A 20847-nucleotide genomic window follows, 5' to 3' on the forward strand; every position below is an offset into this window, starting at 1 on the left:
TCAGGCGATCGCCTGCAGAAGGTCCAGTTGCTGCGGAGCGGGCGGCGGCGCCTGCTGGACGCGTTGCCGCTCGTGCTCGATGCGGGCCCGGGCGATCTCGACGTAGCCGAGCGGGTTGCCGTTGCCGTCGTCGTCCAAGTCGATCCCGACGAACCGGAAGCCCTCCCGCATGCAGGCCTTGCCGGTGCTGCCGCTGCCCATGAATGGGTCCAGCACCAGGCCGCCGGGCGGCGTCACCAGGCGCACGAGGTAGGCCATGAGGTCGGTGGGCTTGACCGTGGGGTGGAAGTTGCCGTTGCGGGCGCCCCAGTCGGCGTCCTCGCGCTCGCGCATGGTGGCGCCGTAGGCTACGGCCGGCGTGTCGCTGCTGGGCATGCCGGCGTTGCGATCGGCCCGGGATGCCTTCGCGCAGTAGAAGAAGCGGGCGGCGCTGCCCGTGCTGGCCGGAATGTCGGCGCTGGTGAAGTTGCCGCCGAACGTGCCGTAGCAGACGCTGCCCGGGCCCTCTTGGGCCGCGCGCATCGTCCCTGCCTTCATGGCGCCGCTGGTGCTCTCCGGGAACAGCGCGACCACTTCCTCTGTGCCGTCGTGGATCAGGTTGGCGGGCCAGCGGCCACCTTCACCACCGACCCGGCACCCGTCGATGTTCAGCGCCCCGGTGCCGTGCTGCAGCATGTTCGCCGCCACTGTGCCCGCCAGCGGCCTGCGCGCCACCGTGATCGGCTCCAGTGCGGGTTTCAGAGCAGTGCCCCATCCCCGCCATTCCCCGTCGAGGTTCCGGCTCTTCGGGAAGCCACTGCCGTAGACCCACGCGATCATGTCGCGGATCTCGAACCCGGCGTCCTCGATGTTGACGGCCATGCGGTGCTGCGTGCGCGTGCCGGCAAAGGCCAGCAGGTGGCCACCCGGCTTGAGCACGCGCAGGCACTCGGCCCAGATTTCGACGCCGGGCACGCCACTGTCCCAGGCCAGCCCCATGAAGCCGCCGCGCGCTGCGCCGGCCCGCGCGCGCCCATACGGCCCGTCCTGGCCCTTCCGGCTCGGGCCGCCGCCATCCGATGTCAGGCCGTACGGTGGGTCGGTCACGATGGCGTCGACCGATGCGTCGGCCATGGTGCGCAGGACGGCGAGGCAGTCCCCGCGGTGCAAGGTGTATTCCATGCGGGCTCCAGGAAAGCCCGCATGCGGCGGGCAGGCGGAAGAGAAAAAGCCGGTTGCCCATCGAAGGGCTGCAGGGGGAAGAGAGAGGGAGGGAGGAGAGCCCCCGGCCCGGCTGGCGAAAGTGGTGTGCGGCGTCAGGGCGCGGCGGCCATCAGGCGCCACGGCGCCGTGGGCGTGCGGCGCTGCCAAGCGGTGACACCGGCGTGGCACCCGTCGGCCCGGTACTGCCGCTGCAGCTCGCGAACATCGGCGACCGACCGCAGGAACGTCGGCACGGGTCCGTAGCAGCTGGGCCCGATCAGCACGAAGCACTTCCCGTCGGGGACGCGGAAGGGCAGCACGAGATCGTCAGGCATGCGGGGCTCCGTGGGGCTGGGGCCCCGGGCGGGGCCGGGTTGTAGAAGGACCGCTGCCCCATCGGGGCGTGCCGAGGGAAGGAAGAGAGGGAGGAGTGGAGACCCTCCGGGCGCGGTGGAGGGCGGCCCTGAGCAGGACGCCGAAAGAAAGAGCCGCGTGGATGCGCCCCAAAGAAGAGGGAGGGAGGAGAGCGGGGCGCGCGGCGAAAACTGGATGCGGTGGATCGCACTGGGCAGCGACCGCTTTGGGCAGGCGCTGCACGGTGAAATCATACCCTCGCTACTTTCCCGAGGTGGTCAGCGCTCACGCGCCGGTCGTTCTTGCTCTTGGCCTCCCGTGATGCCGCACCGCCGTATTGATCCCAGCGGGTGGATTTCGCAATGCAGGGGTCTTCCGGTCGTTTCCTTCCTTTGCCCACCTATATCTCGTTCGCGATGCCTGATCCCATCCGGGGGCAGAGCGCTACTGGCCTTTGCACGGCGATCTTTTCTATCCCGCTACCGCCTGCGGCGACCCTGTGTTTACCCAGCCGTGCCTGCTGCAAGAACTTGGCGGGCTGCTCTCGATGGATCGGGCCCCATCGCAGGCACTGCCGAACGGCCTTTGCTGCGATTGAGGAAAGTCTATCTAGGTTAGACAATGCAGTCAAACCAATTTAGACATGGAAGCAAAAAAACACAGATTGATAGCGTTCGAGCGCGATGCCGTGCGGCCTGCCGCGCGTTGCAATTTGCGGTTGCGCAAGCTGTGTTTGCGCCTCGGCAACTTGCGGTTGCGATCTGGTGAAGTTTATGAAACACTGTATAAAAAAACAGGAGGTCTCATGGATGTGCGCAGGAAGTTGTTGGGGCAGCGTCTCAAGGCGGCGCGGGCGGAAGCCCGGCTCTCGCAAGAGTTCGCGGCGGAATCGCTCGGCGTGACCCGGCAGTCGGTGTCAGCTTGGGAGACGGGCGTGAGCGTGCCGTCGGCGGTTCAGCTGGGCGAGCTGGCCACCATCTACTGCGCGTGTGCCCATGCTCTTCTGTTCGGCGAGCCGTTCACGCATGTGAGCGTTGCGGCCATGGTCAGGCGAGGCGCTGCAGCCTTGTCGCAACGGTGAGGAACCACGATGGATGCGAAGACCTTGTACGAGCGGATGGACGACGATGACGCGAAAGCTCCCCATGTCCGCTGCGTAACTTCTCTCTACGCCGCACGCCTGGCCGCGATCGCGCCGAAGCTCTCGCCCGCGGAGCTTGAGCAGATGATCGAACTGGGAGTGGTGGTGCACCGCCGGTCGACGGTGCTGGTGCCCGTGCTGAGCGCCACGAATGTTGAGGACTGGCTGAAGAAGTCCCGCGGCGGGTAGGTCCAGCAGGGGGGGGCTTGCCGGCACAGCGCCTATCGGGCGCCCTCCGTGTTCTTCCTCTTTGAAGCCTTGACCAGCCGGGGCACGGCCGCGGGAATGTCGGTCGCGCGGGCGTTCTGCTCTTTCAGCGCCCTGGTGGCAGGCATTGAGCTTTCAACCTCGTCGTCACCCTTGCTGTCCGCCAGGAAAGCGATCCACAGCGTGCGCAGTGTCTGCTTCTTCCGATCGGCCAGAGCGTCGAACTGCACAGCAATCTGCATGGCTTCATGGGACGGGGCGCTGTCCCATAGCAGCGATTCGGAACTCGTCTTGTAGAGTTTCGCGAGTTCCCGCAAGCGATAGACACCTGGGTCACCTCGGCCGGTTTCCCAGGCAGACACAGTCGCCTTGTTCAAGCTGAACCGTTCCGCCACCGCATGCTGCGAGAGGCCGGCGGCTTCACGCGCCGCCTTCAGTCTCAGGCCCACGCCGACGCGGTCCGGGTCAATTTCGTTTGCCATCGCGGAAGGGTACAAGCGCGCCAAACACGGCGTCTAAAGAGGTTTGACGTATCTGTCTAATCAATTTAGACTGACGGTATGCTTAAAGAACCCACCTGGGCGGCAGCAAACCGCAAGGCGACGGAAGAAATCGGGGGGCATGCCGCGGTCGCGCGGCACCTCGGTTTCCCAGACCGCCGCAACGTGTTCCCCTGGACGTCCGGCAAGCGGATCTTCCCAGAGGTGTATTGCTTTCGCATCGAGCGTGCCGCCAAGACGGTCACGCGCCGAGACCTCCGCCCCGACGACTGGCACCTGATCTGGCCCGAACTGGCCGACCAGGCCGCCCCGGTCGCCGCAAGGGAAAGCAGCCAATCCCTGAAACCCACACCGGCGGACGCATGAGCACGACCCCAGAAGACCACGACGACCCCATGTTCGCCCGAGGCATTGCCGGGCCGCTCGGCAAGCTCACCTGCGACGCCAAGACCAAGATCGACGAAGTGACCCACGAGCTGTGGCTGCAGCACTGTGCTGCGCGCGGGCTGGACACCGCAGGGGTGCTGCGCGACTGCATCTACGCGCTGGTGCACGGCAAGACGTACCGGCAAATGTTGGTGGAGAAGATCAGCCATGACTCGAAGCGTATCGACGCGCTGGCGAAGCTCATAGGTCCGTTCGGGGCCCCCGAATCCGAGGGCTTTGGGCAATGAGCGCGATCCTCGCAACCCAGGGGCCTATACCCCTCACCATGAGCAGCCGCGAGATCGCCGAGCTGACCGGGAGGCGCCACGACAACGTGATGCCCATCTGCCGCTCGCTGCGGGAGTCGGGGGTGTGCCCTGAAATTCAGGAGACCCCCTGGACCAACACCCAGAACGGGCAGACCTACATGGAGTGCCGCCTGAGCAAGCGCGACTCGCTGGTGCTGATCGCCCGGCTGTCGCCCGAGTTTACGGCCCTCGTGGTCGACCGCTGGCAGGAGCTGGAGGCCCAGGCCGCCCCCGCGCTGCCGCGCACCATGGCGCAGGCCCTGCGCCTGGCTGCTGACCAGTTGGAGCAGATCGAGCTGCAGAGGGCCCAGCTGGAGGAGGCCGCGCCGAAAGTCGAGTACGTCGACCGGTACGTGGCCGCCAACGGCGCCAAGGGCTTCCGACAGGTCGCGAAGCTCCTGCGGGCCAACGAACACGAGTTCCGCGCGTTCCTGCAGGAGGAGAAGGTCATGTACCGCCTGGGCGGGGAGTGGACCGCCTACCAGAGCCACATTGATGCCGGCCGCTTCGTCGTGCGTTCGGGCGTGGCCACGGCCACCGAGCACGCCTTCAACGTCACGAAGTTCACGCCGAAGGGGGTGGAGTGGGTTGCGGGGCTTTGGGGCCGGCATCAGGCGCGGAAGGCGCAAGGAGGGCCCCAGGCATGAACCTGGCGAACTATCTGGATCGCCCGATCGCGTTCCAGCGCTCCTTCGTGGGGCTGGGCATTGGCGTGACCGGGGCGCTCATGCTGTCCCAGGCCGTCTACTGGGCTCGCCGCAGCGAAGACGAGGACGGCTGGTTCTTCAAGTCCCAGGTGGAGTGGGAGGAAGAAACGGGGCTCAGGCGCGCCGAGCAGGAGACGGCCCGCAAGCGCCTGATCGCGCTGGGCGCGATGGAGGAAGAGCGCCGCGGCATCCCCGCGAAGCTGTTCTACCGGGTGAACTTCCAGGAGCTGGAGGCCCAGCTGCTCACCGCTGAAGCTGCCCGCAATCAAGATTGCGGGAATCCCGCAATCAAGAGTGCAGAGGCCCCGCAATCTGGCACGCCGGAATCCAGCACGCCAGATTGCGGGAATCCCGCAAACAGGACTGCTGTAACCCCGCAATCTAAGATAAGAAAGACTACCTCAGAGACTACCTCAGAGACTACGGCAGATACTTCTCCGGCAGGGGCTGACGCCCCGGCGGAGCCCCCAGCACCTCGCCGCTTCACGGCACCCAACGGCACGATCTACGAGATCCCGGGCGAGCTGAGTTACCCCCTCGAGAAGTCGAAGACCTTCAAGGCCTGGATGGCCTACGCGATCACCTACTTCGTCCGCTACGCCGCATGGCCGGTGTGGAACGCGTCGGTGGCCGGGCAGATGGCCAAGTTCATCGACCGGGTGGGCGCGGATGCGGCGCCGCGGGTCGCGGTGCACTATGTCCGTCGTGTCGCCGAGCAGTTCGTGGTGCAGCAGATGCACCCCGTTCGCCTGCTGCTGGCCGATGCGGAGAAGTGGCACACCCAGGCCAGCACGGGGACCGGCATGACGCGGGTGCAGGCCCAGCAGGAAGACCGCACGGCGGGCAACCTCGATGCCATCGAGGAGGCGAAACGCTTGTCGCGGGAGCGGGCCGCCCGTCGCGCAGGCCAGAGCGGGGAGGGCTGCAATGCTTGACGACGACGCACGCGACTGGCTCGCGGAGGAGCTGGGCGCCACGATGGAGCTGGCGGGCCAGCAGATCCGGCCCGCCGCGCTGAGCCTGCTGATGGACGATCTGGCTCACCTGCCCAAGCCGGTGCTGCAGATGGCCCTGGCCCGCATCCGGGCCGAGCACAGGGGCCCGATCCTCACCGGCACGGTGCTGCAGTACGCCGACCACGCGCTGGGCCGCCTGCTGCCCGCCGAGGCCTACGCCCTGGCCATGTCCAGCCAGGACGAGCGCAGCACCGTGGTGTGGAACAACGAAATCGCGGAGGCATGGGGGCTGGCCGCGCCACTGCTCGATGCGGGCGACAAGTTCGGAGCGCGGCAGGCGTTCATGGAGGGCTACGCCCGCATCACCGGCGAGGCGCGGGCCCTGCGCAAGCGGCCGCAGCTGCAGGTGAGCCTGGGCTACGACGCCGAGGGCCGCACCCGGGCCGTGCAGGAGGCCATCGCCGCCGGCCGCCTCCCCGGTGGGTTGGAGGCGCTGCCCGCCGACGTGCGCGAGCAGTTGGCCCTGCCGGCGCCGCGCGGTTTGTGTGCGCTGCCCGCACCCGCTGCGGGCGACAGCGCCGCAAAAGCCATGGCCCTGTCCCAGTTGCCGCGGCTTCAACGGCTGGTGACCCGCGGGCTTTCGCGGGCCCGGCGCGTGAAGCGCGTGCGCGCGTGGCAGGACCGCCGACGCACGCGGAAGCTGAAGGCCGCTGCGCAGCGGATGGTGGATGAGCATCTGGCCGCCCAGGCCTCGAAGGGAAATGCATGACGATGAAGAAGACCATGGCTCAGTTGCTGGAGGCGCTGCGCGATGCTGGGGGCTCTGCTCGTGAGAGCGCGTTGCGTGCTGCCACCGGCTGGACAGCCGAGCATCTGGCGATGGTGCTGGAGGAGGCCCGCGAGGGCTTGCTCACCCGACCGGTCGCCACGAAGCCCCAGGAAGACACCGAATGGGTTGCTGTGAACGTGCTGATCGCGCGCTGCCCCTGGAAGCCTGCCCGGATCCTCAAGGCCATCACCGTGCGGGAAATGGGCACCCGCGAGCTGGCCGAGGCGGCGAAGTCCCCCGAGGTGGCGATGGGGCTCCTGCTGCGCAGGATGGAACGCGCGAAACGGATCAAGCTCGCGGCGTTCGACGGCCTCCGGAAGTGGGTGCCCTTCGGCCGGTACATCGCCCCCGGGGGCTCGCGGCCCGAGCCCTACGACGGCGACCTGCTCGCGTTGATCGCCCAGCACCAGCCCATGCGGTTGGAGCATCTGGCGGAGCTGACGGGGCGCGGCCGCGTCTACACCCGGCAGCGCGTGCACCAGCTGCGCCGCGAGGGCAAGGTCAACATCCGCGGAGTGGACGGCAGCTGGCGCTACGTGCTGCCGGACTACGTGCGCACGTCCGCGGAGATCGAGCAGGACATCCTGCTGCGCTGCGAGGACGTGGGCGGAGACTGCCTGCGCTGGAGCGGCGCGCGCAGTCCGCAAGGCCATCCGCTGACGCGCCACGACGGCAACGTGAAGCGCGTGGACATCGTGCTGTGGACGGCCGTGCATGGCAAGGAACTCAAGAAGGGCCACACGCTCACCAGGACCTGCGAGACGCCGGGCTGCTGCAACCATGAGCACCACAAGCAGGTCACGCGCAGCGCGGCGATGCGCAAGGCGTTCGCCGCCATCGGCTTCGGCGGTGAAGCGCACGGCCGACGGGTTTCTGCCGCCATCCGGCACAAGGTCGGATCGCTGTCGCCCGAGCAGGTGGAACTGATCCGCACCAGCCCCCTGACGGGCGCCGAGCTGGCGCGCCAGCTCGGGAAGACCAAATCGGTGGTGCAGGACGCCCGCGCGGGCCGGAGCTATCGCGACTATGTGGTGACCAGCCCGTTCGCGGGGCTGGGCGGGAGGTCTGCATGCTGATCCTCGGGATGGACCCCGGCGCGCACACCGGTGTGGCGACCTACGTGGATGGCGTGCTCACGGACCTGGAGACGATCCCGCCGCACCACATTGAGCGGATCATCCGCGGCCGCATGCCGGCCCGGGTAGTCTTCGAGGATTCCCGGCTGCAGAGCCACGTCTGGACGCGGGCGAAGAGCGCGGCGGCGAGCGCCAAGATGGCCCGCAACGTGGGCACCGTTGACGCGTGGTGCAACCTCATCACCGAGGTGTGCGGCGAGCTGGGCATACCTGCCCACGGCATCAGCCCCGCGGGGAAGGGCGGCAAGCTGAACGCTGAGGCCTTCGCTCGGATCACCGGCTGGGCGGGTCCGTCGAACGAGCACAGCCGCGACGCCGGCATGATCGCTTGGCCTTTCCGCCGCGCCGCCGATCTGCGCAAGGGAGGCCGGTGATGCGTAGGTCTGGCTTCCGCCGCTCGGCACCGCCTACCCCCCGCCCGAGTGACCGTGAGGAGCGCTTGGCTGTCCGCGCGGCGCGCGCCATGGCGGAGGTGACGCCACGGGCTGCGGTGCACGCGCCGTGTGGCTCGCCAGCGCCCGCGGTGCTGAAAGGCGTTTTCGTGCGCAGTCGCACGTACCGTCACCTGGTGGCGCAGCTGCCGTGCAAGTTCTGTGGCGTGCCGGGCCTGAGCCAGTGCGCACACGCGAACACCGACAAGGGCGTCTCGCTCAAGGTGTGCGACCTCGAGAGCTTCCCCCTCTGCGCTGACCGGCCCGGCGTGCGCGGCTGCCATGCGCTGTTCGACCAGGGGGCTTTGCTGACGAAGTTGGCGCGCCGCGAGATTGAACGGGTCTGGATCGCCGACACCCAGCGGCAGATTTGGGCGATGGGGCTCTGGCCGAAGTCCTTGCCGGTGCCTGCTTTCGTAGAACTTCCATCCTGATAACGATGAACGACCCCATGGATTGGCTGGCGGCCCAGATTGGAGCCCGCCAGGAGCCACCGCGCCCGCTGCACGCCAACCCCAGGCCGGCCGGCGTGATCCGCCCGGGCAGCGGAACGGACGTGCTGCTGCGGTTCCTGCGCCTGCATCCCCTGCGCTGGTTCTTCCACCCCGAGCTAGTGCTGGCCCTGGGCCGCTCCAAGGGAGAGGTGGACTGGGCTCTGCAGTACCTGACAGGGCAGGGTTTCATCCTGGCCGAGACGGCCGAACTGCCCGGGCGGAAGCCCGTGGCGCGCTACAAGCTGAAAGGAAATTGAGCAATGGCACAGAGATTTGGCCGGAACCAGCGCCGCCGGGCCCGCGAGGCGCTGCAGGCGGCGCAGCAGTTGGCGGAAACCCGCCTCGACGCGGCGCGCAGCCAGGCCAGCCGCGCCCAGGCGATGCGGCAGGAGGTGCACGCCCTCGAGGATGTGCTGGACGAGGCGCGCGAGCTGCTGGGCGCTTCCATCGCCCTGCCGCCGAAGCATGCGGGCCGGCACCCCTACGCACGCGGCGGGGACTTCGAAGCCTTTCCGCGCCCACAGCAGCGACTGGCCTTGGACGACATCACCGCGAACGTCGCCAGGGAAGAGGTTGCGCTGAAGGTCCAGCGCATGCGCACGCTGCTGGTTGACGCTGAGCACCGGCCCCCCGGCCTGCGTGACTCGGAATACCGAATCCACATGCGCGTGACGCTGGGCAGTGGGGAGGTGGTCTACGCCATTTCCGAGGACGCTCTGCACGACTCGCCGGCGGGCTGGCTGGAAAAGCGACTGGGAATAGAGATCGCCAGGCAGTTGGCCCAGGTGTTGGGTCGGAGGCGGCAGCCGAACGCGGCACGCGGCCGGGCGAGGGATGGGCTGAATCCTTGGTAGAGTTGCTCTTCCAAAGGAGGGAGAACATGCCCAAGAGATCTTCGCCGGACCATTCGGAGGCGCTCCGCGCGGTAGAGCGCCTTCTGGCGGCCAAGCCGGAAACCGATGATGCCGCAGCCGAACTGTGGCAGGACAGCGAGGGGCTGGTGGATTTCTACCTCGATGGCGTGGACCTGCGCTCTCACCCCATACCCAGCCGTGAAGAGCTCGGGCAGGCCTGTTTCTGGATGGCCTGGTTGGTGGAGGTGTGGAGCGTGCGCGAGCACCAGCAACTGATCTTCGAACTGCTGTCGCCTTCCTTAGGGGTGGCGATGTACGAACTTCGCCCGAGGGTGGCAGCTCTCCGGCAGGCGTGTCTGGTCGCGCTTGAGAAAATGGCCACCGAGCAGGGCCAACAGGTGCGGCAACTCCTTCCAGAGGACGACATTCCGTTCTAGGTCAATCCACCCCCCTGCGCCCAGCCCCTTGTCCTCCCGGACGACGGGGCTTTTTTTTTGCCTGCGCCCCTGTGACCGTGCCAAGCCTGACAGCTTCGGCACATGACCAAACCGACCCCCAAGAAGCCCAAGCTCGCCAAGGGCAAGAGCGCCAGGCGCAGCGCCAAGGCCGGGGCCGCGCCCAAGAAAGCCCAGATCACCACCGAGGACCGGCACCGGCTCTTCGCGCGTGAGTTCGTCGCCAACGGCTTCAACGCCACCCAGGCCGCCGTCTCGGCCGGATACAGCACCAACACCGCTGCGTCCCAAGGTGCACGCCTGTTGAGAGATGCCAAGGTCCAGGAGTATGTGCGGGAGGCGAAGGCCGTGGTGATCGAGCGCGCCGAGGTGAAGGGCGAGGACGTGGTGCGCCGCCTGAACCAGATGCTGATGGCCGACCCGCGCGAACTGGTGGAAGTGTTCGTGGCCTGCTGCAGGCACTGCTACGGCATCGGCCATCAGTACCAGTACACCCTGGCGGAATACAACGCCAAGCGGGAGAAGTGGCTGAACGACCGGAAGGATGCGGCTGATTTCCCGGAGCAGGGCGGAGTGGGGTACGACGCACGCAAGCCGCCGAATCAGGAATGCCCCGAGTGCTTCGGCGCTGGGCAGTCCCGCACGGTGCTGAAGGACACCCGCCAGATGTCGCCCGGGGCGCTCGCCCTGTTCGCCGGCGCGAAGGAGACGCGCAACGGGCTGGAGGTCAGCCTGCACAGCCAGCTCGATGTGGCCGAGAAGCTGATGCGCTACCACGGCCTCTACAAGCGCGACAACGAGCAAGGGGCGAAGGGCGGCGGCGTGGGTCACTTCGAGATCCATTTCGTGGAGCCGCCGCCCCGCGAGAACGATCCAGCAGCCGGCGGGAGCTGATGTGCGTCTCAACCCAATCCGCGGCACCACCCAGCCCACCATCCTCGCGTCATCCCTGTCGGATGTGCTGGCGGGCTCGGCCGTGGCCGACTTCGCTCATGACTACGAGGTAGAGCGGGAGCGGGTGCGCATCGAGCTACCCGCCAAGCTGCGCGGCCTGTTCCAGCCTCGGCGGTTCAAGGTGATGTACGGCGGCCGCGGCGGGGCGAAGTCCTGGTCCGTGGCCATGGCGCTGCTCATCATGGGCAGCAACCGGCCGCTGCGCATCCTGTGCGCGCGGGAGGTCCAGAAGTCCATGCGGGACTCGGTGCACCGGCTGCTTTCCGACCAGATCGCAACGCTGGGCCTGGGCGGCTTCTACGAGGTGCTGGACACGGAGATCCGCGGCGCGAACGGCACGCTGATCCTGTTCGCGGGGCTGCAGGCCCACACGGTGGACTCCATCAAGTCCTTCGAGGCCATCGACATCGTGTGGGTGGAAGAGGCGCAGTCCGTCAGCGCCCGGTCCTGGGAAGTGCTGGTGCCGACCATCCGGCGGCCCGGCTCCGAGATCTGGCTGACGCTGAATCCCGACCTGGCCAGCGACCCGACCTATTCCCGCTTCATCACCAACTCGGACGAAGACACCTGGCTCTGCGAGATCAACTGGCGGGACAACCCCTGGTTCCCGGCCGTGCTCGAGAAGGAGCGGGTCCGCCACTTCAAGCGCGACCCGGACACCTACTGGAACGTCTGGGAGGGGCGTCCCAAGCGCACGTTGGCCGGCGCGATCTACGCGAAAGAGGTGGAACGGCTCTACAACGACGACCGCGTGTGCCGCGTGCCCTACGACCCGAAGCTGCCCGTGCACACCGTTTGGGATCTGGGCTGGGCCGACAACATGGCCATCGCGTTCATCCAGCGCACGGCCGTGGACTTCCGCGTCATCAACTTCATCCAGGACAACCAGCGCACGCTCGAGTCCTACGTGGAGGAGATGGAGAAGCTGCCCTACCGTTGGGGCACGGACTTCCTGCCGCACGACGGCTCACACGGCGACTTCAAGACGGGGCAGACGGCCCAGCAGATCCTCGAGGACCTGAACCGGGAGGTGGAGGTGCTGGACCGGTTCGGGTTGGAGGCTGGCATCCGCATCGCCCGCGGCATCTTCAGCCAGGCTTACATCGACACCTCGAAGGGCGCGCGGCTGCTGGAGTGCCTGAGCAAGTACCGCCGGCAGATCGATCCCCGCACGCAGGAGCCCGGCGCGCCGCTGCACGATGAGTTCTCCCACGGCGCGGACGTGTGGCGGTACATCGGCATGGCGTTGCCGCGGATGGACAACAGCGTGATGCGCCAGAACTCGTCCCAGGTGAAGCGCCGCGGCAGCGGAATGGCACGGTGATTTCCGTACCAAGCCTGCCATCTTGCCGGCCATGCCTGCATGTATCGACCTGCGCAAAGCGCACCTGCACCGCCAGCACGGCGACCTGATGGCGATCTACACCTGGATCAACGGTGAGCGCGCCCTGGTCCTGATCCCGCACCTGCGCCCGGGGGCTCCCTGGTACGTGGTGCTGGACAGCGCCGCCTACCGCTACGACAACCCGGCCTACCTGGCGAAGCAGTGCCGGGTGGCATGCGGCGTTCTCGGCATCGAGCCGTCCCGTCCCAACTGGGTGCGCGTGGCGACCATCATCCACGAGGGGCTGCCCGACCTGATCAAGATGCCCAGCGAGCCAAGTTGGGAGAGGGCGGGCCGCGAAATCGGCACGCTGGTGGCGAAGCTCGATGGGCGGGAGATCGCGGCCGAGGCTGTGACGGTCGGGGACCAGGGGGCGGAGTATGTCCGCGCTTGATATCCGCTTCAACCGCCGGGCTGGTGTCGGCGAGCGCATCCTGAACGATGTGCCGCTGCAGTTCGACCAAGACGCGGACGCCGCCCCGCGCCACAAGCTCGACGGGCCGGCCGCGCGAGACACGCTGCGCAAATGCCTTGGATGGTACTACCGCGAGCGCGACATCCAGGCCGCGAATCGGCTGGACATGGCGATCGACGCGGACATGTACGACGGCGAGCAATGGGACCCGGCCGACGCCGCGGTGCTGGAAGACCGCGGCCAGATGCCGCTGGTCTTCAACGAGATCGCGCCCATGGTGGACTGGCTGATCGGCACCGAGCGCCGTGCGCGCGTGGACTGGACCATCCTGCCGCGGACGGAAGACGCGGTGCAGCTGGCCGACGTGAAAACGAAGGTCATGAAATACGTCCAGGACGTGAACCGCAGCACCTTCGCGCGGTCGCGGGCTTTCGAGGATGCCGTGAAGGTCGGGGTGGGCTGGCTGGATTGCGGCGTGCGCAACGACCCGACCAAGGACATCATCTACGACAAGTACGAGGACTGGCGCAACGTCCTGTGGGACAGCATGTCCATCGAGCCGGACCTGAGCGACGGCCGGTACATCTTCCGCACCAGGTGGGTGGATGAGGACGTGGCGGCGGCCATGTACCCTGAGCGTGCCGATGTCGTGCGCCGGGCCGTCCAGCAGGACCGCGAGTGGAGCGCCCAGCAGTGGGAGCAAGACGAGTTCTATTACCAGGGCCATTCCAGCCGCAGCGGGGAGGCCGCGGGCGGGTACGCGTCCGGCGGCCACAGCACGGTGGACAGCGAGCCGCGGCGGCGCGTGCGCCTGATCGAATGCCAGTTCCGGATGCCGGCGCAGACGCGCGTGGTCACCAGCGGCCCGTTCAAGGGCTCCGTGGTGGAGGGCTGGGATAGCGCGCTCATGGCGGCCGTGTCGGCGTTCGGCGGTTCCATCGTGGATCGCGTGGTGATGCGCATGCACGTCGCGGTGTTTACGGAAGGCCACCTCTTGGCGCTGGGCCCGATGCCCATGCGGCACAACAGCTTCAGCCTCACGCCCATCTGGTGCTACCGGCGCGGTCGGGACCGCATGCCCTACGGGGTGGTGCGCCGCGTGCGCGACCTGCAGATGGACATGAACAAGCGCGCCTCTAAGGCGCTCTTCCTGCTGAACACCAATCAGATCTTCGCCGAGAAGGGTGCGGTGGACGACATCGCGGAAGCCCGCGAGGAAGTGAACCAGCCTGACGGTACCGTCATCTACAAGGCCGGGAAGAAATTCGAGGTCCACCGCGACAGCGAGATGGCCACCGGCCAGGTGCAGATGATGACCCTCGACGCACAGGCGATCCAGCGGAACGCCGGCATCAGCAATGAAAACCTCGGCCGGCAGACCAATGCCAGCAGCGGCGAGGCCATCAAGGCCCGCCAGACGCAGGGCTCCGTCGTGACCACGCAGCCCTTCGACAACCTGCGCTTCTCGACGCAGGTGCATGGCGAAAAGATGCTCTCCCTCGTGGAGCAGTGGTACACGGAAGAAAAGGTGATCCGCCTGTCCGGGCACAAGGGGCAGCTGGAGTGGGTCAAGGTCAACACGCCCGAGCAGCAGCCGGACGGCTCGATCCGTTACCTCAACGACATCACCGCCAGCATCGCGGATTTCGTGGTGTCCGAGCAGGACTATGCCGGCACGCTGCGGCAGGAGATGTTCAATTCCATGCTGGGGCTCGCCGGCCGCATGGACCCGACCACGGCCATGCGGCTGATGACCATGGCCATGGACTACAGCGACCTGCCCAACCACGAGCAGATGGCGGACGAGATGCGCAAGCTGACCGGCGAGCGCGATCCGAACAAGCCCCTCACGCCGGAGGAGCAGCAGCAGATGCAGCAGCAGATGCAGGCCCAGGCCGAGGCCCTGCAGATGCAGCAGGCGGCCGCGCGCGCGGCGCTGGACGAGCAGCTGGCGAAGGTGCGCGAGATCAACGCCCGCGCCGAGAAGCTGGAAGCCGAGGCCGAGCAGCTGCGCTCCGGCGGAGAGGCGGCGCAGGCCCAGCAGCTTGAGGGCGTGGCCGCCACCGTGCGCCGCGATGCGGACATGGAGCTGGACAACGTGCGCCGCCAGCTCGCCAAGACCCAGGCCGATCTGGCCAACAAGACGCTGCAGATCAAGGCGGACGGGGACGTGCGCCTGCAGGTCGCGCGCATCGAAGCCGACTCGCGCGAACGGGTGGCAGAGATCCAGGCCGCGAGCAAGGAACGCCTCACGGCAATGGGCGACCGCCTGGCCCAGTACGAGCAGCAGGCACCCATACCCACGAATGAAGAGGCGACACAGTGATGGAACGAGCAGACATCAGCATGCCGATCACCAAAGGCATCAGCGCGATCGGCGTGGCCGCGGCGGCGAAGGCGGACGTGGTGGACCAGATCGCCGCAGCCGCCACGGGGCACCCCAACGCCAATGCCTGGGGGGCGGTCAACGCCATCCCGTGGGGCACTATCGCGTCCATCATGGCTGCGGCCTACACCGCCCTCCTCATCGGGGAGTGGTTGTGGAAGAAGCTCCTGCGACCGCTCGCCGAGCGCCGCCGGTGGGTCAAGCCCCGGAAGCGCTACATCATCACGCTGGATGACCTGCAGGAGCAGCAGGACACGGATCGGGCGCCGCTGTGATGTCCCGCATCCCACCACAACTCGCACAGAAGCTGGCGGCCCTAGTGCTGCTGGCCGGCCTCGGCGGTGGCACCTACGTCGCGCAGCAGGCAACCGAAACCGCGCAGCGCGACCAGTACGTGCAGGCCGTTGCTGCAGACCCCGGCACGTCGCCGGCCGTCAAGATCGCCATGGTGATGGGCTCCCACTACGAGTCCAGCAGCCGGCACATCGGCACGCCCTACATCGACCGCGCCGGCCGCGGGCAGCCCCTCACGGTGTGCAACGGCGTCACCGGCCCGGAGGTGGACGCGTGGCGCTACTACACGCCCGCCGACTGCTACCAGTTGGAGCGGGCCCGGTACATCCAGGCCGAGCGCGACGCGGCGCGGCTGCTGCGGTACTGGGCCGCTTACGACCCGTTCATTCAGGCGACGTTTGTGGACTTCGTGTGGAACAAGGGGCCGCAGGCGCTGGAGGCCAGCACCATGCGGCGGAAGGCCAACGCAGGCGATCTGGTGGGCGCATGCCGTGAGAACCCTCGCTGGAACCGCGGCACCGTGCGCGGCGTGTCCACCGTGCTGCCCGGGCTGCAGATCCGCGGCGATTCCAACGACGAGATCTGCCGTGAATGGAGGTTGACGCAATGAAGAGCATTTCCATCGCTGTGTGCGCCGCCCTGGCGCTTTCCGGCTGCACGATCGTGCCCACGGGCCCGGCGCAGCAGGCATGCAGGCTGCTGCAGGTGGCCAGCAGCGAGGCGGACATGGCGCCGGCCTGGTACATCGACGCGGGCGCCGTGCTCGAGCGGTGCGGGCAGCAGGGCGCCCGGGCCGATGGAGAGCGCCGGGCGTGCTTCGCCTCGGCTCAGGGTGGGTATCGCGACAGCAAGGACTGCGAGGCCATGCCATGACGCCCCTGCAGATCATCCTGCTGGTCAGTCTGGCAGCCAATGGGCTGCTCGGATGGGCGTACCTGGGCGAGCGCGACGATGCGACCGAGGCGCGCGCGGCGGTGTCCGCGAAGGGCCAGGAGCTGGCGGGCGTGCGCGGCGCGGCCCAGGCCTGCAGCTCCTCGGTGGACGAGCTGCGGGCTCTCGCGGGCAAACGCGCGGAGACGGCAGCGCCCGCCCGGCGCGCGGCGGCTGATCGTGCATCCGACCACAACCGGGACGCCGACGCCATCCTGGCCGCGCCTCCGGCCGTGCTCGGCGATGCCTGCGCCAGCGCGCAGCATCGGGTAGACACCTGGCTGCAGGGGAGGGCGAGGCCGTGAACTTGCTGAAACGCTCAAGTTGCGCAATTTCGCAAATTCCTCTCCTTCTGGTGGCGGGCGCGCTGCTGGCCGGCTGCACAACGGCGCCTACGCGCGTAGTCGTGCAGCGCGTGAACGTGGCGGTGCCGGTCGAGTGCCAGGAGCCCGTGCCCGCCCGGCCGGTGATGCCCACCGATTCGCTCCAGCTCGGCGCCACGGTCGATGACTTCACGCGCGCGGCGATGGCCGAAATCTCGCGCCGCGAGGGCTACGAGGGGCAGCTGCTCGCGGCACTGGAAGCGTGCCGCTCCCCGGTTCCATCATGACAGGAGGCGGTCAAGCAGGCTCGCCGCGCCGGAAGGCCCAAAATCAGCGTGCGGCTGCTGCGGGAAGGCTGGGGTGGAACTCCTTCTCATGCTCATCGCCAACAAGTAATTGCTCATACCGTCACAGGCTCTCCCGAGAAGCGCCCGACGAGTGCTGTAGTTCCACGTCCTGCACATCCGGCGCAGCCTCCACCCTGTTGCGCCCGCCTTGCTTCGCAGCGTACAAGGCGGCGTCTGCGCGCTTCAGTAAGTCGGCCGGGGTTTCGCCTCCTGATTTGCAGCTGGTAGACGCCAAGCCGCATGAGACTGTCACGACGCCGTCGATTCCCTTGGCATGCCGCAACTGGAGTTGGAGTACCTGCGACCGCGCAGCTGAGGCCACGAGCGCGGCGCCAGGCGTGTCCGTCTCGAGCAGTACCGCCGCGAACTCTTCGCCGCCATACCGGGCAACGAAGTCTCCTGGTCGTCGCATAGCCGCCCTTAGAGCCGCACCAACGATGCGCAGGCATTCATCGCCGGCAGGGTGTCCGTACTCGTCGTTGTACTGTTTAAAGAAATCGACGTCGAACATCAGCAGGGTGACGGGACGGTTGTGTCGCTTGCAATGCCCCATGAATTCGAGAAGTCTGCGATCAAACGCCCGACGATTCGGCAGCTCCGTGAGTGCGTCATGGTCGGCCATGTGAGCCAACTGTTCATTTGCTTGCATGAGCTGGACATGGGCCTGAGCCAAAGCATGGTCACTTGCACGGCGAAGCGTCAAGGCGTGCACGACGTACCATCCTGCAGAGCCTATCACTGCGATGAGCAGCGTGACGCACAGAAACTGCACTTCAGTACTACGGCGCCACTGCTGCAATACCTCCTCTTTCGCAACGGCGACAGTCACAAAGAGCGGGCTGTCCGCCAGATGTTCGAAAACGACAAGGCGCTCGACGGCATCGATTGGCGACGCCAACAACAATGAACCGCTGCGGGCATTCGCAACCAGCCGTAGCAAAGGGTTATCGCTCACCCGGCGGCCGAGGTCGTCCACCGAGAATGGGCGCCGCACCACGATCGTGCCATCGATCAGACTAAGGGAGATGGCCCCTTTGGCGCCTACGTCGAAGCTGTTGAGCAGTTTTAAGATCGAGGTCACTTTGACCGTGGCCAGAGCCACTCCTGCGAACTCCCCGTTTGCATCGTTGAGTCGTCTTGACACCGGGATGACCCACTCCCCGGTGGATCGGCTGGTTATGGGTCTGCCGATGAGGATCCGCTCGCTGCGACTGCTACGGTGGACCTGGAAGTATTCACGATCAGAATTATTCGAGATGGGTCCTTGCGCCGACTGCGTATGGACGAGCCAGCTGCCGTCCGCTCCATAAACAAACAATCCGTTGAAATAGTCGTTGCGGCTGACGTAATTGACCATCACTGGCTGCAGCGCGTCCAGAGCCTGTTGGCTGAACTCGGCGCTTTCCGCCATGTAGCCCATGGTTCCAAGAACTCGTTCTGCCTCATTGAAGATACTGTCCAGTTGAGTTGCTACTGAGTGACCCAGATTCTTCGAAGTAGAAGTCACCTGCGACCACTCCGCATCATAGGCTCGCACAGCCAGCCACAAGTTCGTCCCAACTAAAACAGCCGTCATCAGCGCGAGGAGCACGCCCGTCACCAGAAGCGGCCGCCCTACTTTCGGGAGCCTCGTGGCCGACTGAGATTTTTTTGACAAGTCCATAGAGTGACGGTACTACCGAACGATGCCGGCTTTTAGCACGTCCCCGAGGCCGTCATACCGATGTTCCAAGTTCCGGGGGGTGGAAATCCCCCGACTTTTGGTTGTTTCGATGCCCAATTTTTGGGAACAGCGGGCCCGTGTGCATGTTTTGGTACGATCAATTCTATTAACTCGCGAACCTGATAGGGCTTTAAAAAAAGCGATGCAACTGTGTGGTCTATATCGACCTGCCCGATGCTTCCACACGCTCACATCTCAACCATTGAATCCCGACTGATTTTAAGCGCTGGCCAGCGGTCGGCTTTACATGCTCACTCGATGAAGAACCTACCGTCGAAACGATCCACTGCGACATCTTGGATCACGACGGAAGAACCGCCGAAATTGCCGTTTATTCTGCGCGCACTGAGCCGTGCGAGGCGGGCCAGAGATACGAATTTCGCCAGACTGACCGCTCTGGCTTGGCGATTCGGGTCGCGCGCTGCACTACCGACAAGCGCTCGTCAGGACCCTAAGGAAGCGATGGCGGAGCCATGTTCGCACGCACCAAGGCCGCTCTACCTTCCGCTGTCACTCCTGTGAGAATGGCACCTTCCTGCTCTTCCCCAGGCTTTGGCAGATCAGCTGTCGCAAGCCCAGCAGCCACTAAAATTCGGACTTTGTCAATGTCTTCCAGTACTTGAACCTGAGCGGGTAAGCCCGAGCCAATCAATCGAGTAAGACATTCGAGGGGCATGAAGTGCTGCCAAGTAGATTAACGGGACAGTACTATACCGGTTTATTAGGAACGGATGCGCAGCTGGAGCCAGGTTCAGTTGACCCTTTCGTATTGTCACGCGTTCCTGCATCGCACATCCAAGGCAGCCGAACACCCCGTACCAAGCCTGCCATCGTCTACTGCTCAACAACCACAGCAGCACACCAAATGACAATGGACAAGGACGACGATCGCCTGCGCCTGCTCTCCGACGCCGAGCGCGCGGCGATGGAAGACGACGATTACAACCCCGAGGAGGACAACGCGGCGGCGATGCGCGAGATCGGCCGCGGCGACCTGGACGACAAGGATGACGACGGGGGTGAGGACGACGGCGAAAAGGCAAGCACTGCCGCGCCCGCCCCGGCACCTTCGCCTGCGCAGGCCGCAGCCCCTTCGCCTGCGCCCGCTCCTGCAGCCGCGGCGGTGGATGCACCCGCGCCTGCTGCAGCGCCTGCGCCCGCCGAGGATGCCGCAGCAGCCCGCGGCGACCGGGCCGCGCCCGCACCCGCACCCGCACCCGCACCCGCACCGCATCCCGCCTACAAGGCCGAGCTGCCGGCGGACTACGAGGAACAGGTGGCCGCCAACAAGGTCGCGCTGACCGACCTGCGGAAGAAGTTCGATGACGGGGAGGTGGACGCCTCCGAATACCACGCCAAGCTGGACGAGCTGCAGGAGCAGCGCGCGGACCTGCGCGAAGCCAAGACCCGCGCCCAGGTCGCGAGTGAGATGCAGGACCAGGCCGAGGCCGGTGCCTGGGTGTCGGCTATCAACACGTTCGTCGCCGACGCCGCCACGAAGCCGGAACTGGGCCTGGTGGACTACGCGAAGGACCAGGCGAAGGCGGCCGACCTGGACGTGTTCGTGAAGGCCTTGGCCGCCGCTCCGGAGAACGCCGCAAAGCCGCACCGCTGGTTCCTCGAGGAAGGCCACCGCCGCGTGGTCGCGCTGCACGGCATTGCTACTGCGAAGCCGGCGGCAGCCGCCCCCGCGACGCGAAAGCCCGACGCAAGCGCTGTGGTGACGAATCTGGCCGACCTGCCCGGCGGCGGCGGTGACGCCGATCCCGTCGGCGACGAGTTCTCGGAACTCGACAAGCTGACCGGCCTGGAATACGAGCGCGCGCTGATCCGCCTCTCGCTCGAGCAACGCGAACGCTACCTGAGGGTGTGATGACCGCCGCCAACACCTCACAAGACACCGTGCGCCGCGTCCACCTGGAGCTGCGTACCGGGGACGTTCTCGAGCTGCCGGGCGTGGTGATCCAGATGGTGGAGAAGTCCGGCCAGACCGCGCGCATGGTGGTGTGCGCGGCGCCGGAAATCTCCTTCAAGAAGGTGCCGGCCCGTACCAAGCCTGCCATCGTGAAGGCCTGAAGTTTTTTCAACCGGGGCGCTGGAGTGCTCGCATC

The 20847-nt window shown here is 66.7% G+C and carries 28 protein-coding genes; 24 read left to right on the top strand and 4 right to left on the bottom strand.

Translation table 11 applies throughout. The features are described from left to right. Together Q9R47_RS10105 and Q9R47_RS10110 are read right to left on the bottom strand one after the other, a co-directional pair. A complete protein-coding gene (locus Q9R47_RS10105; RefSeq protein WP_311233081.1) occupies positions 1 to 1161 on the bottom strand; it encodes a site-specific DNA-methyltransferase in 1161 nt (386 codons plus the stop codon). Between the two features lie 134 nt (positions 1162 to 1295). After that, on the bottom strand, positions 1296 to 1517 hold the full coding sequence (locus Q9R47_RS10110; RefSeq protein WP_311233082.1) for a hypothetical protein: 222 nt from the start codon (positions 1515 to 1517) through the stop codon (positions 1296 to 1298). Positions 1518 to 2179: 662 nt separating this feature from the next. Between Q9R47_RS10110 and Q9R47_RS10115 the strand changes: the two genes are divergently transcribed. Beyond that, positions 2180 to 2617 (top strand): helix-turn-helix transcriptional regulator, encoded by a 438-nt coding sequence (locus tag Q9R47_RS10115; RefSeq protein ID WP_311233083.1) that lies wholly within the window; start codon positions 2180 to 2182, stop codon positions 2615 to 2617. A 9-nt stretch (positions 2618 to 2626) separates the two neighbouring features. After that, positions 2627 to 2866, top strand: a complete 240-nt coding sequence (locus tag Q9R47_RS10120) for a hypothetical protein (RefSeq protein WP_311233084.1) — start codon at positions 2627 to 2629, stop codon at positions 2864 to 2866. A gap of 32 nt (positions 2867 to 2898) precedes the next feature. Here Q9R47_RS10120 and Q9R47_RS10125 read toward each other — a convergent pair whose 3' ends face one another. Next, on the bottom strand, positions 2899 to 3366 hold the full coding sequence (locus Q9R47_RS10125; RefSeq protein WP_311233085.1) for a helix-turn-helix domain-containing protein: 468 nt from the start codon (positions 3364 to 3366) through the stop codon (positions 2899 to 2901). 78 nt (positions 3367 to 3444) lie between these two features. Here Q9R47_RS10125 and Q9R47_RS10130 point away from each other — a divergent pair, with 78 nt between their 5' ends. The 20 genes from Q9R47_RS10130 (at position 3445) to Q9R47_RS10225 (ending at position 16953) form a co-directional block, all read left to right on the top strand. Further along, on the top strand, positions 3445 to 3750 hold the full coding sequence (locus tag Q9R47_RS10130; protein ID WP_311233086.1) for a YdaS family helix-turn-helix protein: 306 nt from the start codon (positions 3445 to 3447) through the stop codon (positions 3748 to 3750). Next, on the top strand, positions 3747 to 4058 hold the full coding sequence (locus tag Q9R47_RS10135; RefSeq protein ID WP_311233087.1) for a hypothetical protein: 312 nt from the start codon (positions 3747 to 3749) through the stop codon (positions 4056 to 4058). The genes Q9R47_RS10130 and Q9R47_RS10135 overlap by 4 nt, the downstream gene beginning before the upstream one ends. Beyond that, positions 4055 to 4765: a phage antirepressor KilAC domain-containing protein gene (locus Q9R47_RS10140; protein WP_311233088.1), complete on the top strand. Its 711-nt coding sequence runs from the start codon at positions 4055 to 4057 to the stop codon at positions 4763 to 4765. Before Q9R47_RS10135 ends, Q9R47_RS10140 begins: the two co-directional genes overlap by 4 nt. Next, on the top strand, positions 4762 to 5760 hold the full coding sequence (locus tag Q9R47_RS10145; RefSeq protein ID WP_311233089.1) for a hypothetical protein: 999 nt from the start codon (positions 4762 to 4764) through the stop codon (positions 5758 to 5760). The genes Q9R47_RS10140 and Q9R47_RS10145 overlap by 4 nt, the downstream gene beginning before the upstream one ends. Then, entirely contained in the window at positions 5753 to 6550 is a 798-nt protein-coding gene (locus Q9R47_RS10150; RefSeq protein ID WP_311233090.1) for a hypothetical protein, read from the top strand. Before Q9R47_RS10145 ends, Q9R47_RS10150 begins: the two co-directional genes overlap by 8 nt. Then, entirely contained in the window at positions 6547 to 7686 is a 1140-nt protein-coding gene (locus Q9R47_RS10155) for a hypothetical protein (RefSeq protein ID WP_311233091.1), read from the top strand. Before Q9R47_RS10150 ends, Q9R47_RS10155 begins: the two co-directional genes overlap by 4 nt. Beyond that, positions 7680 to 8120, top strand: a complete 441-nt coding sequence (locus Q9R47_RS10160; RefSeq protein WP_311233092.1) for a hypothetical protein — start codon at positions 7680 to 7682, stop codon at positions 8118 to 8120. The genes Q9R47_RS10155 and Q9R47_RS10160 overlap by 7 nt, the downstream gene beginning before the upstream one ends. 65 nt (positions 8121 to 8185) lie before the next feature. Next, positions 8186 to 8611 (top strand): hypothetical protein, encoded by a 426-nt coding sequence (locus Q9R47_RS10165; RefSeq protein WP_311233093.1) that lies wholly within the window; start codon positions 8186 to 8188, stop codon positions 8609 to 8611. Between the two features lie 5 nt (positions 8612 to 8616). After that, complete coding sequence (locus Q9R47_RS10170) at positions 8617 to 8928, top strand: hypothetical protein (protein ID WP_311233094.1); 312 nt, start codon at positions 8617 to 8619, stop codon at positions 8926 to 8928. 3 nt (positions 8929 to 8931) lie between these two features. After that, complete coding sequence (locus tag Q9R47_RS10175; protein ID WP_311233095.1) at positions 8932 to 9525, top strand: hypothetical protein; 594 nt, start codon at positions 8932 to 8934, stop codon at positions 9523 to 9525. 26 nt (positions 9526 to 9551) lie between these two features. Further along, entirely contained in the window at positions 9552 to 9962 is a 411-nt protein-coding gene (locus tag Q9R47_RS10180) for a hypothetical protein (RefSeq protein WP_311233096.1), read from the top strand. A 102-nt stretch (positions 9963 to 10064) separates the two neighbouring features. Then, positions 10065 to 10874 carry a terminase small subunit gene (locus tag Q9R47_RS10185; protein ID WP_311233097.1) on the top strand — a complete coding sequence of 270 codons (810 nt, stop codon included), beginning with the start codon at positions 10065 to 10067 and terminating at the stop codon, positions 10872 to 10874. A gap of 1 nt (position 10875) precedes the next feature. Continuing rightward, the gene (locus Q9R47_RS10190; protein ID WP_311233098.1) at positions 10876 to 12258 is read left to right on the top strand and encodes a PBSX family phage terminase large subunit; all 1383 of its coding nucleotides are present in this window, start codon (positions 10876 to 10878) and stop codon (positions 12256 to 12258) included. Positions 12259 to 12289: 31 nt separating this feature from the next. Next, on the top strand, positions 12290 to 12712 hold the full coding sequence (locus Q9R47_RS10195) for a hypothetical protein (protein ID WP_311233099.1): 423 nt from the start codon (positions 12290 to 12292) through the stop codon (positions 12710 to 12712). Continuing rightward, positions 12699 to 15059: a hypothetical protein gene (locus Q9R47_RS10200; RefSeq protein WP_311233100.1), complete on the top strand. Its 2361-nt coding sequence runs from the start codon at positions 12699 to 12701 to the stop codon at positions 15057 to 15059. Before Q9R47_RS10195 ends, Q9R47_RS10200 begins: the two co-directional genes overlap by 14 nt. Further along, positions 15059 to 15394 (top strand): hypothetical protein, encoded by a 336-nt coding sequence (locus Q9R47_RS10205; RefSeq protein ID WP_311233101.1) that lies wholly within the window; start codon positions 15059 to 15061, stop codon positions 15392 to 15394. Before Q9R47_RS10200 ends, Q9R47_RS10205 begins: the two co-directional genes overlap by 1 nt. Then, positions 15394 to 16023: a glycoside hydrolase family protein gene (locus tag Q9R47_RS10210; protein ID WP_311233102.1), complete on the top strand. Its 630-nt coding sequence runs from the start codon at positions 15394 to 15396 to the stop codon at positions 16021 to 16023. Before Q9R47_RS10205 ends, Q9R47_RS10210 begins: the two co-directional genes overlap by 1 nt. Next, on the top strand, positions 16020 to 16286 hold the full coding sequence (locus tag Q9R47_RS10215) for a hypothetical protein (RefSeq protein ID WP_311233103.1): 267 nt from the start codon (positions 16020 to 16022) through the stop codon (positions 16284 to 16286). The genes Q9R47_RS10210 and Q9R47_RS10215 overlap by 4 nt, the downstream gene beginning before the upstream one ends. Further along, positions 16283 to 16648 (top strand): hypothetical protein, encoded by a 366-nt coding sequence (locus Q9R47_RS10220; protein ID WP_311233104.1) that lies wholly within the window; start codon positions 16283 to 16285, stop codon positions 16646 to 16648. The genes Q9R47_RS10215 and Q9R47_RS10220 overlap by 4 nt, the downstream gene beginning before the upstream one ends. Positions 16649 to 16695: 47 nt before the next feature. Further along, positions 16696 to 16953, top strand: coding sequence for a hypothetical protein (locus tag Q9R47_RS10225; RefSeq protein WP_404977126.1), 258 nt, complete (start codon positions 16696 to 16698; stop codon positions 16951 to 16953). 121 nt (positions 16954 to 17074) lie between these two features. On the opposite strand, the gene Q9R47_RS10230 is transcribed toward Q9R47_RS10225, so the two are convergent. Beyond that, positions 17075 to 18604 (bottom strand): sensor domain-containing diguanylate cyclase, encoded by a 1530-nt coding sequence (locus Q9R47_RS10230; RefSeq protein WP_311233105.1) that lies wholly within the window; start codon positions 18602 to 18604, stop codon positions 17075 to 17077. Between the two features lie 997 nt (positions 18605 to 19601). Between Q9R47_RS10230 and Q9R47_RS10235 the strand changes: the two genes are divergently transcribed. Continuing rightward, on the top strand, positions 19602 to 20609 hold the full coding sequence (locus tag Q9R47_RS10235) for a hypothetical protein (RefSeq protein ID WP_311233106.1): 1008 nt from the start codon (positions 19602 to 19604) through the stop codon (positions 20607 to 20609). After that, the gene (locus Q9R47_RS10240) at positions 20609 to 20812 is read left to right on the top strand and encodes a hypothetical protein (RefSeq protein WP_311233107.1); all 204 of its coding nucleotides are present in this window, start codon (positions 20609 to 20611) and stop codon (positions 20810 to 20812) included. The genes Q9R47_RS10235 and Q9R47_RS10240 overlap by 1 nt, the downstream gene beginning before the upstream one ends. The last annotated feature ends 35 nt before the right edge of the window (positions 20813 to 20847 follow it).

Origin of the sequence: Acidovorax sp. PRC11 (assembly GCF_031844105.1) — a bacterium.
Taxonomy (GTDB): domain Bacteria; phylum Pseudomonadota; class Gammaproteobacteria; order Burkholderiales; family Burkholderiaceae_C; genus Paracidovorax.